The organism is Streptomyces sp. NPDC096105 (assembly GCF_044763335.1).
Taxonomy (GTDB): Bacteria; Actinomycetota; Actinomycetes; order Streptomycetales; family Streptomycetaceae; genus Streptomyces.
Window position 1 is genome coordinate 153448 of record NZ_JBIWGC010000008.1, and the last position, 13103, is coordinate 166550.

At 71.1% G+C, this 13103-nt stretch carries 12 protein-coding genes; 11 read left to right on the plus strand and 1 reads right to left on the minus strand.

The features are described from left to right. Nucleotides 1-41: 41 nt before the first annotated feature. Together ACIQ8B_RS15775 and ACIQ8B_RS15780 are read left to right on the plus strand one after the other, a co-directional pair. Nucleotides 42-440: a RidA family protein gene (locus ACIQ8B_RS15775; RefSeq protein ID WP_403547305.1), complete on the plus strand. Its 399-nt coding sequence runs from the start codon at nucleotides 42-44 to the stop codon at nucleotides 438-440. Further along, nucleotides 437-964 (plus strand): GNAT family N-acetyltransferase, encoded by a 528-nt coding sequence (locus ACIQ8B_RS15780; RefSeq protein ID WP_403547307.1) that lies wholly within the window; start codon nucleotides 437-439, stop codon nucleotides 962-964. The genes ACIQ8B_RS15775 and ACIQ8B_RS15780 overlap by 4 nt, the downstream gene beginning before the upstream one ends. Nucleotides 965-1048: 84 nt before the next feature. Here the strand turns inward: ACIQ8B_RS15780 and ACIQ8B_RS15785 are convergent, their stop codons facing one another. Then, entirely contained in the window at nucleotides 1049-1654 is a 606-nt protein-coding gene (locus ACIQ8B_RS15785; protein WP_403547309.1) for an adenylosuccinate lyase, read from the minus strand. 352 nt (nucleotides 1655-2006) lie between these two features. Here ACIQ8B_RS15785 and ACIQ8B_RS15790 point away from each other — a divergent pair, with 352 nt between their 5' ends. The 9 genes from ACIQ8B_RS15790 to pssA all read left to right on the plus strand — a co-directional run bounded on the left by ACIQ8B_RS15790 (nucleotide 2007) and on the right by pssA (nucleotide 12973). Continuing rightward, the gene (locus ACIQ8B_RS15790) at nucleotides 2007-3812 is read left to right on the plus strand and encodes a 3-hydroxyacyl-CoA dehydrogenase family protein (RefSeq protein ID WP_403547311.1); all 1806 of its coding nucleotides are present in this window, start codon (nucleotides 2007-2009) and stop codon (nucleotides 3810-3812) included. 163 nt (nucleotides 3813-3975) lie between these two features. Continuing rightward, nucleotides 3976-4791 carry a TetR family transcriptional regulator gene (locus ACIQ8B_RS15795; protein WP_403547313.1) on the plus strand — a complete coding sequence of 272 codons (816 nt, stop codon included), beginning with the start codon at nucleotides 3976-3978 and terminating at the stop codon, nucleotides 4789-4791. Between the two features lie 379 nt (nucleotides 4792-5170). Next, nucleotides 5171-6514 (plus strand): crotonyl-CoA carboxylase/reductase, encoded by a 1344-nt coding sequence (ccrA, locus tag ACIQ8B_RS15800; RefSeq protein WP_290006314.1) that lies wholly within the window; start codon nucleotides 5171-5173, stop codon nucleotides 6512-6514. Nucleotides 6515-6528: 14 nt separating this feature from the next. Next, the gene (locus ACIQ8B_RS15805) at nucleotides 6529-8556 is read left to right on the plus strand and encodes a protein meaA (RefSeq protein ID WP_403547315.1); all 2028 of its coding nucleotides are present in this window, start codon (nucleotides 6529-6531) and stop codon (nucleotides 8554-8556) included. After that, entirely contained in the window at nucleotides 8553-9569 is a 1017-nt protein-coding gene (locus ACIQ8B_RS15810) for a CoA ester lyase (protein ID WP_290006318.1), read from the plus strand. Before ACIQ8B_RS15805 ends, ACIQ8B_RS15810 begins: the two co-directional genes overlap by 4 nt. A 5-nt stretch (nucleotides 9570-9574) precedes the next feature. Then, nucleotides 9575-10087, plus strand: coding sequence for a MaoC family dehydratase (locus tag ACIQ8B_RS15815; protein WP_403547317.1), 513 nt, complete (start codon nucleotides 9575-9577; stop codon nucleotides 10085-10087). A gap of 2 nt (nucleotides 10088-10089) precedes the next feature. Continuing rightward, the gene (locus tag ACIQ8B_RS15820) at nucleotides 10090-11295 is read left to right on the plus strand and encodes an acyl-CoA dehydrogenase family protein (protein WP_290006322.1); all 1206 of its coding nucleotides are present in this window, start codon (nucleotides 10090-10092) and stop codon (nucleotides 11293-11295) included. 180 nt (nucleotides 11296-11475) lie between these two features. After that, nucleotides 11476-12132 (plus strand): phosphatidylserine decarboxylase, encoded by a 657-nt coding sequence (locus tag ACIQ8B_RS15825; protein WP_106411567.1) that lies wholly within the window; start codon nucleotides 11476-11478, stop codon nucleotides 12130-12132. Between the two features lie 58 nt (nucleotides 12133-12190). Continuing rightward, nucleotides 12191-12973, plus strand: coding sequence for a CDP-diacylglycerol--serine O-phosphatidyltransferase (gene pssA / locus ACIQ8B_RS15830; RefSeq protein WP_004922882.1), 783 nt, complete (start codon nucleotides 12191-12193; stop codon nucleotides 12971-12973). Nucleotides 12974-13103 lie beyond the last annotated feature (130 nt).

Sequence of the window (13103 nt, forward strand, 5' to 3'; positions counted from 1 at the left end):
CCGGGGGCGGGCGCGCGGCACGGTGGGCCATGATGACCCGCATGACCCACCTGACCCGCATACCCGCCCCCGGCGGAGTGGCCCCCGCGGCCCAGTACACGCACGTGGTGACGGGCACCGGCCGCCCGGTCGCCGTCTCGGGCCGGCTCGCCCTGGACGAGGACGGCACGCTCGTCGGCGAGGGCGACGCCGGGGCCCAGGCCCGCCAGGTCTTCGAGAACCTGCGGCGGTGTCTCGCGGCGGCCGGTGCGAGTTTCGACGACGTCGTGAAGCTCACCTACTTCGTCACGGACATGGCGCACATGCCGGCCGTCCGCGTGGCCCGCGCCGCCCACCTCCCCGACGACCGCCTCCCGGCGGCCTCCGCCGTCCAGGTCGCCGCCCTGGTCCGCCCGGAGTTCCTGCTGGAGGTCGAGGCTCTCGCGGTGGTCCCGGAATGACCGGCACGCGCATCCGCCCGATGACCGCCGACGACTGCGCGGCGGTCGCCGGGATGCGGGTCCGCGGGTGGCAGTACGCGTACCGGGGGATGATCCCGCAGGAGTACCTGGACGGGATGGACGTCGCGGCGGAGGCCGAGCGGCAGCGGGCGCGGCTGGCGGCCGGGGACGGCAGCGTGGTCGATCTGGTCGCCGAGGCGGCGGACGGCGCCCTCGCCGGGTGGGCCGCGTACGGTCCGTACCGGGACGGCGACGTGCGCACCGGGGACGGCGAGCTGTACGCGCTGTACCTGCCGCCCGAGCGCATCGGACAGGGGGTGGGGCGCGCCCTGCTGACCGAGGTGACCGGCCGGTGCGCGGCGGCCGGCCGGCCGCGGGTGTTCCTGTGGGTGCTCGAGGGGAACGCCCGCGCCCGCCGCTTCTACGAGGCCGCGGGCTACCGGGCGGACGGCGCGGAGGAGGCCTTCGAGGTGGCCGGGGTCGCGGTGCCCGAGGTGCGGTACGTGCGGCGCCTCACCGGCTGATCCGTCCCGTTCCCGGCGTGTGCCAGGTCTCATGTGAGCCACCTGGCTCCGGGGTCCGGCAGCGGTGTGACGGTCCGTCACCCGCTAGCGCCGTCCGGGGATCCGTCCGCGCGCACCCCCCTGGCGCGGGATGCGGGCCAGGGCGCGCACCGCCGCCTCCGCCAGCACCGGATGGGCGAGGGCCTCGTTCAGCACGGACTCCGCGCGGGGGTCGCCGAGTTCGCCCAGTCCCTCCACGCAGGCGAGCGCGACCCTGCGGTAGGGGTCGTGCGGGCGCAGCCGGCGGCGGAGGGTGGTGATCAGGGCCGGGACCGCCTCGGGGGCGCGCAGCTCGGTGAGCAGGCGGACCGGGTGCAGGGCGTAGGCCACGCGGAGTTCGTTGGTGGCGAGGGCGGCGGCGGCGCGGGCGGTGCGCGGGTCGCCGAGGCGGACCAGGGCGTGCGCGGCGGCGGCGCAGCGCGGCGGGTCGCGGTGGTTGAGGAGGAGCACCAGCGTCTCGAACGCCCGCCGGTCGCCCGCCGTGCCCAGCCGGAACGCGGCCAGTTCACGTGCCCACAGCGGCTGTCCGGGAGCGGTGAGGACACCGGCCAGGAGATCGTGGTCGTCCGTGGCGGCCAGCCGCTCGTACACCGCCGTTCCGCCGGACTCCGCCCGTAAGCGCTCCGTGAGCGTTCGCAGCTCTTCGTCCATGCGACGAGGTTAGGCCGGTCACACCGGACGCGGGAGCCACCTCACAATTCCGGGGGCTGGCGCGCTCGTTACCCGCGGGTTAAGCTCAGACGAGCGAGTTACCCACTCGCATCCTCCTCACGGCGGTCTGGTGACGCGGCCGCTGTGAGTCGCAGTCGGTTCGGTGCCCCGTGCACCGCAGTACGGCTCGGCCCCCGGGACAGGGCCGGCCGGATCCACCGCCGTCTCCTCGGCGGTCCGGGCGTGTGCGCTCGCAGCCCGGCCCACACCCGCATCCACGCACGCACCCGGTGCGCCCTCCGGCGCACCCGGGCGTCGCTTCCGTCGTCACCCTCATTCCTGGAGTCCCGCGATGGCCACTCCCCCGTCCCACACCCCCTTGTCCCCGCTCCGGACCGTCGCCGTGGTCGGCCTCGGCACGATGGGCACCGGCATCGCCGAGGTCCTGGCCGCCGCCGGCCGCGACGTGATCGGCATCGACGTCAGCGAGGCCCAGGCGGCGAAGTGCGTCGCCGCCCTGGAGGCCTCCACCGCCCGCGCCGTCGAGCGCGGCCGGCTGACCGGGCGGCAGCGCGAGGAGCTCCTCGCCCGGGTCACCACCGGCACCGACCTCTCGGCCGCGGCGCCCGCCGACCTGGTGATCGAGGTCGCCCCGGAGTCGTACGAGATCAAGCAGCAGATCTTCCGGGAGCTGGACGGCGTCGTGCGGCCGGACACCGTCCTGGCCACCGGCACCAACGCGCTGTCCGTGACCCGGCTCGCCGCCGACTCCGCCCGCCCGGAGCGCGTGCTGGGCATGCACTTCTTCAACCCGGCGCCCGCGATGAGGCTGGTCGAGGTCGTCTCCAGCGTGCTGACCGCGCCCGCCGCCGTCACCGCCGTCACCGACCTCGCCCTGGACCTGGGCAAGGAACCGGTGGCGGTCGGCGACCGGCCCGGATTCGTCGCCGACGGCCTCCTGTTCGGCTACCTCAACCAGGCCGCCGCGATGTACGAGGCCAGGTACGCCTCCCGCGAGGACATCGACGCCGCGATGCGGCTGGGCTGCGGCCTGCCGATGGGCCCGCTGGCGCTGCTGGACCTGATCGGCATCGACACCGCCCGCACGGTCCTGGACGCCATGTACGCCGCCTCCCGCGACCGGCTGCACGCCCCCGCGCCGATCCTCAAGCAGCTCAGCGAGGCGGGCCTGACCGGCCGCAAGGCGGGCCGCGGCTTCTACACGTACGAGGCGCCCGGCAGCGGCGCGGTGGTGGACGACGCCCTCACCCCGCGTGCGGACGGCCCCTCGGTCCCCGGCCGTCCGGTGCGCTCGGTGGGCGTGGCCGGCTCGGGCACGATGGCGTCCGGGATCGCCGAGGTCTTCGCCAAGGCGGGCTTCGAGGTCGTCCTGGCCGCCCGCGGCGAGGAGAAGGCGCGGGCCGCGAAGGCCCGCGTCGGGAAGTCGCTGTCCCGGTCGGTCGACAAGGGCCGGATGACCGCCGAGGCCGCCGCGAGCACCCTGGACCTGATCCGTCCGACGGGCGCCTACGACGACTTCGCCGACGTCGACCTCGCGGTGGAGGCGGTCGCCGAGGACCTGGAGGTCAAGCGGCAGCTGTTCGCCACGCTGGACAAGGTGTGCAAGCCGGGCGCGGTGCTCGCCACCACCACGTCCTCCCTGCCGGTCGTCGCCTGCGCCCGCGCCACCTCGCGTCCGCAGGACGTGATCGGCATGCACTTCTTCAACCCGGCGCCGGCCATGAAGCTGGTCGAGGTGGTGCGTACGGTGCTCACCGCCGACGACGTCCACGCCACCGTGCGCGAGGTCTGCGGGACGATCCGCAAGCACGCCGTGGACTGCGGCGACCGGGCCGGGTTCATCGTCAACGCGCTGCTGTTCCCGTACCTGAACAACGCGGTCAAGATGGTGCAGGAGCACTACGCCACCCTGGACGACATCGACGCCGCGATGAAGCTGGGCGGCGGCTATCCGATGGGCCCGTTCGAGCTGCTGGACGTCGTCGGGCTGGACGTGTCCCTGGCCATCGAGAAGGTGCTGCACCGCGAGTTCCGCGACCCGGGCCTGGCCCCGGCGCCCCTGCTGGAGCACCTGGTGGCCGCGGGCTGCCTCGGCCGCAAGACCGGCCGCGGCTTCCGCGAGTATGCCAAGCGCTGAGCGGTATCCCGGCGAGCCGTTCCAGGGCGGCGCCGAGTGGGGCGGGCTGCTGGACCCCGGCCGGTTCCCGCCGCCCGCCCGCGGCGCCCCTCCCCCGCCCCCCGGGGGCGGGGGAGGCCCCGGTCACGCGCACCGTGCCGCGCGCATGCAGTACGTTCAGGGCATGTCCCAGCCCGCCAAGTCCGTACGTACGCCAGCCACGACCGAGCCGCCGGAGTCCACCGCCGGCTCGCGTGCCGCCGCCCAGCGGCTGAAAATGCGCCGGGAGCTCGCGGCCGCCGCGATGGAGCTGTTCGCGACCAAGGGGTACGAGGCGACCACCGTCGACGAGATCGCGGCCGCCGCCGGGGTGGCCCGCCGCACGTTCTTCCGCCACTTCCGCTCCAAGGAAGAGGCGATCTTCCCCGACCACGACGACACCCTGGTGCGCGCCGAGGCGGTGCTCAACGCCGCTCCCGCGCACGAGCACCCGCTCGACACGGTGTGCCGGGGCATCAAGGAGGTCATGAAGATGTACGCGGCGCGGCCGGACATCTCGGTCGCCCGCTACAAGCTGACCCGCGAGGTCCCGACGCTGCGCGAGGCGGAGATCGCCTCGGTGGCCCGTTACGAGCGGCTGTTCACCCGCTATCTGCTGGGCCACTTCGACGAGCACGCGCACGACGACGACGCCAACGACGACCCGCTGCTGGCGGAGGTCGCCGCGTCCGCGGTGGTCACGGCGCACAACCACGTGCTGCGGCGCTGGCTGCGGGCGGGCGGCCAGGGCGACGTGGAGGCGCAGCTGGACCACGCCTTCGCGATCGTGCGGAGGACCTTCGGCACCGGGATCATGGCGGGCCGGCGCTCCGCCGCCCCGTCGCGGCCCCCGGCGGCCACGTCCTCCGCGCAGGGCGAGGTGCTGGTGACGGTGGCCCGCACCGACGCCCCGCTGGAAGAGGTCATGCAGGCCATCGAGCAGGCACTCAAGGAGCGCTGAACCGCCCTCCACCGCTGTGATGACGGCCACCCCCCGGGGTGGCCGTTTTGCCATGTCAGGGGCGCTTTTCACCCGTGTTTCCGAGGCGCTTCGATCGATCATCGCTCATCTGAGGCGTAAAGATTTCACCTGAGAGCAAGTTCTGGCACGCAGTGCCTTGCCGACTGACACGGCGTGCCATACGTTGAAGGGGTCCGGGCGAGTCCCGGCGGGTCCACCACCCGCACGTCCGGACGCCTGCGTCACAGGCACCCTCCCGCGCAACCACGCGCTGCCGAAGCACCACCCGCCGAACCGACGGCACCCCTCACCCTCAGCAGCACACCGACGTAACCCTCAGCGCCCCTCCCTCAGGGCGCCCGTCGCCGGAGGCAACACCGTGACCGTCAAGGACATCCTGGCCGCGATCCAGTCGCCCGACTCCACGCCGGAGGACTTCGCCGCCCTGCCGCTCCCCGAGTCGTACCGCGGCGTCACCGTGCACAAGGACGAGACGGAGATGTTCGCGGGCCTCGCCACCCGCGACAAGGACCCCCGCAAGTCGCTCCACCTGGACGACGTGCCGCTGCCCGAACTGGGCCCCGGCGAGGCCCTGGTCGCCGTGATGGCCTCCTCGGTCAACTACAACTCGGTGTGGACCTCGATCTTCGAGCCGCTGTCCACCTTCGGGTTCCTCGAGCGCTACGGCCGCACCAGCGAGCTGGCCAAGCGCCACGACCTGCCGTACCACGTCATCGGCTCCGACCTCGCGGGCGTCGTGCTGCGCACCGGCCCCGGCGTCAACTCCTGGAAGCCCGGCGACGAGGTCGTCGCCCACTGCCTGTCCGTCGAGCTGGAGTCGTCCGACGGCCACAACGACACGATGCTCGACCCCGAGCAGCGGATCTGGGGCTTCGAGACCAACTTCGGCGGACTCGCCGAGATCGCGCTGGTGAAGTCCAACCAGCTGATGCCCAAGCCGGACCACCTCACCTGGGAGGAGGCCGCCGCCCCCGGCCTGGTCAACTCCACCGCCTACCGGCAGCTCGTCTCCCGCAACGGCGCCGGCATGAAGCAGGGCGACAACGTCCTCATCTGGGGCGCCAGCGGCGGACTCGGCTCCTACGCCACCCAGTTCGCGCTGGCCGGCGGCGCCAACCCGGTCTGCGTCGTCTCCAGCGAGCAGAAGGCGGACATCTGCCGCGCCATGGGCGCGGAGGCGATCATCGACCGCACCGCCGAGGGCTACAAGTTCTGGAAGGACGAGCACACCCAGGACCCCAAGGAGTGGAAGCGCTTCGGCAAGCGCATCCGCGAGCTCACCGGCGGCGAGGACATCGACATCGTCTTCGAGCACCCCGGCCGCGAGACCTTCGGCGCCTCGGTCTACGTCACCCGCAAGGGCGGCACCATCACCACGTGCGCCTCCACCTCGGGCTACATGCACCAGTACGACAACCGCTACCTGTGGATGTCCCTGAAGCGCATCATCGGCTCGCACTTCGCCAACTACCGCGAGGCCTGGGAGGCCAACCGGCTCATCGCGAAGGGCAAGATCCACCCGACCCTGTCGAAGGTGTACTCCCTGGAGGACACCGGCCAGGCCGCCCACGACGTGCACCGCAACCTCCACCAGGGCAAGGTCGGCGTGCTCTGCCTCGCGCCCGAGGAGGGCCTCGGCGTGCGCGACCACGAGAAGCGGGCCCGGCACATCGACGCCATCAACCGCTTCCGGAACGTCTGAGGGCGGGCGGAACCATGACAGAGCGCCAGAAGGACCGTCCGTGGCTCATGCGGACGTACGCCGGCCACTCGACCGCCGAGGCGTCCAACGAGCTGTACCGGCGCAACCTCGCCAAGGGCCAGACAGGGCTGTCGGTCGCCTTCGACCTGCCGACCCAGACCGGCTACGACCCCGACCACGTCCTCGCCCGCGGCGAGGTCGGCCGGGTCGGGGTGCCCGTCGCGCACCTCGGCGACATGCGCCGGCTGTTCCAGGACATCCCCCTGGAGCAGATGAACACCTCGATGACGATCAACGCCACCGCCATGTGGCTGCTGGCGCTCTACCAGGTCGTCGCCGAGGAGCAGGGCGCGGACATCACCAAGCTCCAGGGCACGACCCAGAACGACATCGTCAAGGAGTACCTGTCCCGCGGGACGCACGTCTTCCCGCCCGGGCCGTCGCTCCGCCTGACGACCGACATGATCGCGTACACGGTCTCCCGCATCCCGAAGTGGAACCCGATCAACATCTGCAGCTACCACCTGCAGGAGGCCGGGGCCACGCCGGTGCAGGAGATCGCGTACGCGATGTCCACCGCGATCGCCGTGCTCGACGCGGTGCGCGACAGCGGCCAGGTGCCGCAGGAGCGCATGGGCGACGTGGTCGGCCGCATCTCCTTCTTCGTGAACGCGGGCGTGCGCTTCATCGAGGAGATGTGCAAGATGCGCGCCTTCGGCCGCATCTGGGACACCCTCACCCGCGAGCGGTACGGCATCGAGAACCCCAAGCACCGCCGCTTCCGCTACGGCGTCCAGGTCAACTCCCTCGGGCTGACCGAGGCGCAGCCGGAGAACAACGTCCAGCGCATCGTGCTGGAGATGCTGGCCGTCACCCTCTCCAAGGACGCCCGCGCCCGTGCCGTGCAGCTGCCCGCCTGGAACGAGGCGCTGGGCCTGCCCCGCCCCTGGGACCAGCAGTGGTCGCTGCGCATCCAGCAGGTCCTCGCCTACGAGAGCGACCTGCTGGAGTACGACGACCTCTTCGAGGGGTCGAAGGTCGTCGAGGCCAAGGTCGAGGAGCTGGTCGCCGAGGCGACCGCGGAGATCGGGCGGATCCAGGAGATGGGCGGCGCGATGGCCGCCGTGGAGTCCGGCTACCTCAAGTCCCGGCTGGTCTCCTCGCACGCCGCGCGCCGGGCCCGGATCGAGTCCGGCGAGGAGAAGATCATCGGGGTCAACGCCTTCGCGTCCACCGAGCCCAACCCGCTCACCGCCGACCTGGACACCGCCGTCCAGACCGTCGACCCCGCGGTCGAGGCCCGGGTGATCGCCTCGCTGCGGAACTGGCGCGACACCCGCTACCAGCCGCCCTTCAACCACCCGCGCCCCTGCAAGGCGCTGGAGAAGCTGAAGGAGGCCGCGCGCGGCACCGAGAACCTGATGGAGGCCACCCTGGAGTGCGCCCGGGCCGGCGTCACCACCGGCGAGTGGGCCGGCGCGCTGCGCGAGGTGTTCGGCGAGTTCCGGGCGCCGACCGGGGTCTCCTCGGCTCCCGTCGCGGTCGCCGCCGAGGAGGGCTCCGCCCTGTCGGAGGTCCGCCGGAAGGTGGAACGCACGGCGCGGGACCTGGGCGTGGGCAAACTGCGCTTCCTGGTCGGCAAGCCGGGCCTGGACGGCCACTCCAACGGCGCCGAGCAGATCGCCGTACGGGCCCGCGACGCCGGGTTCGAGGTGGTCTACCAGGGCATCCGGCTCACCCCGGAGCAGATCGTGGACGCCGCGCTGGCGGAGGACGTGCACGCGGTGGGCCTGTCGATCCTCTCCGGATCGCACGCCCAGCTGGTGCCGGACGTGCTCGAACGGCTCCGTGTGGCCGGCGCCACGGACATTCCCGTGATCGCCGGTGGCATCATCCCCAGCGGTGACGCCGAACAGCTGCGGGCCGCGGGAGTCGCCGCGGTCTTCACCCCGAAGGACTTCGACATCACCGGGATCATCGGCCGCATCGTCGACGAGATCCGCACCGCGAACAAGCTCGACCCCCTGGAGGTCCCCGCATGACCGCCCGCCCGTCGCCCGCCACCGCCCTTCCAACGGGCGGCTCCGCCGCACAGCCCCCTGTCGACCGCCTCCGCCCCCGGCGTTCCTGCCTGGCGGTGCCGGGCTCGAACCCGCGCTTCCTGGAGAAGGCCCAGGGCCTCCCGGCGGACCAGGTCTTCCTGGACCTGGAGGACGCCTGCGCGCCGCTCGCCAAGCCCGAGGCGCGGCACACCGTCGTGAAGTTCCTCAACGAGGGCGACTGGACCGGCAAGACCCGCGTCGTGCGCGTCAACGACTGGACGACCGAGTGGACGTACCGGGACGTCGTGACGGTCGTCGAGGGCGCGGGACCGAACCTCGACTGCATCATGCTGCCGAAGGTGCAGGACGCCCAGCAGGTCGTCGCGCTCGACCTGCTGCTGACGCAGATCGAGAAGACGATGGGCTTCGAGGTCGGCCGCATCGGCATCGAGGCGCAGATCGAGAACGCGCGGGGGCTGAACAACGTCAACGAGATCGCCCAGGCCTCCCCGCGCCTGGAGACCGTCATCTTCGGCCCGGCCGACTTCATGGCGTCCATCAACATGAAGTCGCTGGTGGTCGGCGAGCAGCCGCCCGGCTACCCGGCGGACGCCTACCACTACATCCTGATGAAGATCCTGATGGCCGCCCGCGCCAACGACCTCCAGGCGATCGACGGCCCCTACCTGCAGATCCGCAACGTCGACGGCTTCCGCGAGGTGGCCGGCCGTGCCGCCGCCCTCGGCTTCGACGGCAAGTGGGTGCTGCACCCCGGTCAGGTCGACGCCGCCAACGAGGTCTTCTCGCCCTCGCAGGAGGACTACGACCACGCCGAGCTGATCCTGGACGCCTACGACTACTACACGTCCGAGGCGGGCGGCAAGAAGGGCTCCGCGATGCTCGGCGACGAGATGATCGACGAGGCCAGCCGCAAGATGGCCCTGGTCATCGCGGGCAAGGGCCGCGCCGCCGGCATGCGGCGCACGTCGACGTTCGAGATCCCGGAGGCCTGACCGGCATGCAGTTCGGACGCACCTACGAGGAGTTCGAGGTCGGGGCGACGTACAAGCACTGGCCGGGCAAGACGGTCACCGAGTACGACGACCACCTCTTCTGTCTCCTCACCATGAACCACCACCCGCTCCACATGGACGCCAACTATGCGGAGAGGACGACGGACTTCGGCAAGAACGTCGTCGTCGGGAACTACATCTACTCGCTGCTGCTCGGCATGAGCGTGCCGGACATCTCCGGCAAGGCGATCGCCAACCTGGAGATCGAGTCGCTCAAGCACGTGGCGCCGACCTTCCACGGCGACACGGTCTACGGCCAGACGACCGTGCTCGACAAGTGGCCGTCGAAGTCGAAGAACGACCGCGGGATCGTGTACGTCGAGACCAAGGGCTACAAGCAGGACGGGACGCTGGTCTGCGTGTTCCGCCGCAAGGTGATGGTGCCGACCGGGACGTACACCAAGGAGCGCGGCGGCGAGCAGCCCGGCCGCCCGGAACTCAGGGAGCAGGAGAAGTAGCCATGGCGCGACTCGCCCAGACGGCCGGTCTGACCGACGTCCAGCAGGAGATCCTCTCCACCGTCCGGGACTTCGTGGACAAGGAGATCATCCCGGTCGCCACCGAGCTGGAGCACCGCGACGAGTACCCGCAGCAGATCGTCGACGGGCTCAAGGAATTGGGCCTGTTCGGCCTGATGATCCCCGAGGAGTACGGCGGTCTGGGCGAGTCCCTCCTCACGTACGCGCTGTGCGTGGAGGAGATCGCCCGCGGCTGGATGTCGGTGTCCGGCATCATCAACACGCACTTCATCGTGGCGTACATGCTGAAGCAGCACGGCACGCGGGAGCAGAAGGAGCACTTCCTTCCGCGGATGGCGGCCGGCGACGTCCGCGGCGCCTTCTCGATGTCGGAGCCGGGCCTCGGCTCCGACGTGTCGGCCATCACCTCCAAGGCGGTGAAGGACGGCGACGCGTACGTCCTCAACGGCCAGAAGATGTGGCTGACGAACGGCGGGACGTCCTCCCTGGTGGCTGTTCTGGTGCGAAGTGACGAAGGACACCCCGAGGGCGCCGCGCCGCACAAGTCGATGACCACCTTCCTGGTGGAGAAGGAGCCGGGCTTCGGCGAGGTCCGTCCGGGCCTGACCGTCCCCGGCAAGATCGACAAGATGGGCTACAAGGGCGTCGACACGACCGAGCTCATCATGGACGACCTGCGCGTTCCCGCCGATCGGGTGCTCGGCGGCGTCACCGGCCGAGGTTTTTACCAGATGATGGACGGCGTGGAGGTCGGCCGCGTGAACGTCGCGGCGCGTGGCTGCGGCGTCGCGCAGCGTGCCTTCGAGCTGGGCGTCCGGTACGCCCAGCAGCGTCACACTTTCGGCAGGCCGATCGCCCAGCACCAGGCCATCCAGTTCAAGCTGGCGGAGATGGCTACCAAGGTGGAGGCCGCGCATGCCATGATGGTCAACGCAGCACGCAAAAAGGACTCCGGGGAACGAAACGACCTTGAGGCAGGGATGGCGAAGTACCTCGCCTCCGAGTACTGCAAGGAGGTCGTGGAGGACGCCTTCCGGATCCACGGCGGCTACGGCTTCTCCAAGGAGTACGAGATCGAGCGCCTCTACCGGGAGGCCCCGATGCTGCTGATCGGTGAAGGCACCGCCGAGATCCAGAAAATGATCATCGGCCGCCGACTGCTCGAAGAGTATCGATTCCAGGGTTGACAGGGGCCAGATGTCCGGATACGGGGTGTTTTCTTGAGGAAGAGGATCACACCCCGTATGCGTTCTTCGGCCGCCGACTTGGTTGCCTGGCTTACCCAGTTGCGGCCCGGAGCCGCTACGATCGCCGGAAAGCCGCCGTCCCCCGCAGTTGCGCGGCATCATCCGCTACGAAGGTCATCCATGCCCCACAGCCAAACCTCTGCACACCGCGACAGCCTCGCCGGCGTACGCCTCGCGCGCGGAGCCTCGCCGTGGCTTCTGCCGACCGTCGCCACCGCAGCCGTGAGCCTGCTGCGCGCCCGCCGCTCGGGCGCCGCCAAGGCCGTCGCCGTCCCCGCCACCGCGCTCGCGGCGGGGATGCTGTGGTTCTTCCGCGACCCCGAGCGTGAGGTCGCCCAGGGCCGCGTCATCTCCCCGGCCGACGGTGTGGTGCAGAGCATCATGCCCTGGAAGGACGGACGCACCCGCGTCGCGATCTTCATGAGCCCGCTCAACGTCCACGTGAACCGCGCCCCCCTGGCCGGCACCGTGACGTCGGTCGAGCACATCCCCGGTGGCTTCGTTCCCGCCTTCAACAAGGAGAGCGAGAACAACGAGCGCGTGGTGTGGCACTTCGACACCGAGCTCGGCGACATCGAGATGGTCCAGATCGCCGGCGCGGTGGCCCGCCGCATCGTCCCCTACGTGCCCCAGGGCACCAAGGTCGAGCAGGGCGAGCGCATCGGCCTCATCCGCTTCGGCTCACGTGTCGACATCTACCTGCCCGAGGGCGTCGAGGTCGATGTCGAGGTGGGCCAGAAGACCGTGGCTGGGGTGACTCGCATTGACCGTGGTTGATCCAGAGACCCAGGCGGGCTGGGTGCCGAAGACCGACGACGCGGACGACGACGAGGAGATGCCTCTGTCGCTGCGCCTGTCGATAGCGGACACCCTCACACTGGGCAACGCCACGTGCGGCTTCATGGCGGTGTACTTCACCACCACGGGCATCCTGATCCCGCACCTGCAGGGCAGCCAGGAGACCGGCATGGCCCGCCACAGCGCGGCCACCGCGGTCATCCTGATGCTGTGCGCGGCGGTCTTCGACCTGTTCGACGGCCTGGTGGCGCGCAAGCTGCGCTCCTCGCCGATGGGCGCCGAGCTGGACAACCTCTCGGACCTGATCAGCTTCGGCCTCGCGCCGGCGTACTTCGTCCTCGTCTACGGCATGGTCGCGGACGACGCGCACCAGAGAGTGGCCGCGGTCGGGGCGATCGTGGTGCTGCTGGCGGTGGTGCTGAGACTGGCGCGGTTCTCCTGCGTCACGGTGAAGGACGGCACCTTCCAGGGCATGCCGTCCCCCTTCGGGGCGCTGACGGTCGTGTCGATCGTCCTCCTCGAGCTGCCGTTCGTGGCGACGCTGCTGGCGATCATCGGCACGGCCTGGCTGATGGTGAGCCGCGTCGAGTACCCGAAGCCGCGGGGGCGCCTCGCCGTGGCGATGCTGTCGTGGATCGTGCTGTCGATGGGGCTGCTGGCGGCATGGGCCTTCGACGCGCCGAGCGGGCAGCTGCTGCTGCAGACCGGGTGCGCTCTGCAGCTGGTGATGGGGGCGGTGATTCCGCTGTTCGCGACGGCGCGGCGGGTGAACAACTTCCGCGACAACCGTCGCGAGGCGAGGGCGGCGCAGTTGCCGTAGCGCCGGCGCGCGGGCTTCACGGGCCCTGGACCCACGGTGTGGGTCCAGGGCCCTTCGCCTTTTCTGCCCGCCCACCCGGCCCGGGTGTTCGAAGGCGGCCGTCAGGCGCCCTCGGCCCGTCCGGCGTTCG

Coding starts and splice junctions, on each gene's coding strand:
- ACIQ8B_RS15815 (WP_403547317.1), top strand. CDS start 9,575: ATGCAGTTCGGACGCACCTACGAGGAGTTCGAGGTCGGGGCGACGTAC.
- ACIQ8B_RS15780 (WP_403547307.1), top strand. CDS start 437: ATGACCGGCACGCGCATCCGCCCGATGACCGCCGACGACTGCGCGGCG.
- ACIQ8B_RS15775 (WP_403547305.1), top strand. CDS start 42: ATGACCCACCTGACCCGCATACCCGCCCCCGGCGGAGTGGCCCCCGCG.
- ACIQ8B_RS15785 (WP_403547309.1), bottom strand. CDS start 1,654: ATGGACGAAGAGCTGCGAACGCTCACGGAGCGCTTACGGGCGGAGTCC.
- ACIQ8B_RS15805 (WP_403547315.1), top strand. CDS start 6,529: ATGACAGAGCGCCAGAAGGACCGTCCGTGGCTCATGCGGACGTACGCC.
- ACIQ8B_RS15795 (WP_403547313.1), top strand. CDS start 3,976: ATGTCCCAGCCCGCCAAGTCCGTACGTACGCCAGCCACGACCGAGCCG.
- pssA (WP_004922882.1), top strand. CDS start 12,191: ATGCCTCTGTCGCTGCGCCTGTCGATAGCGGACACCCTCACACTGGGC.
- ACIQ8B_RS15825 (WP_106411567.1), top strand. CDS start 11,476: ATGCCCCACAGCCAAACCTCTGCACACCGCGACAGCCTCGCCGGCGTA.
- ACIQ8B_RS15820 (WP_290006322.1), top strand. CDS start 10,090: ATGGCGCGACTCGCCCAGACGGCCGGTCTGACCGACGTCCAGCAGGAG.
- ACIQ8B_RS15810 (WP_290006318.1), top strand. CDS start 8,553: ATGACCGCCCGCCCGTCGCCCGCCACCGCCCTTCCAACGGGCGGCTCC.
- ACIQ8B_RS15790 (WP_403547311.1), top strand. CDS start 2,007: ATGGCCACTCCCCCGTCCCACACCCCCTTGTCCCCGCTCCGGACCGTC.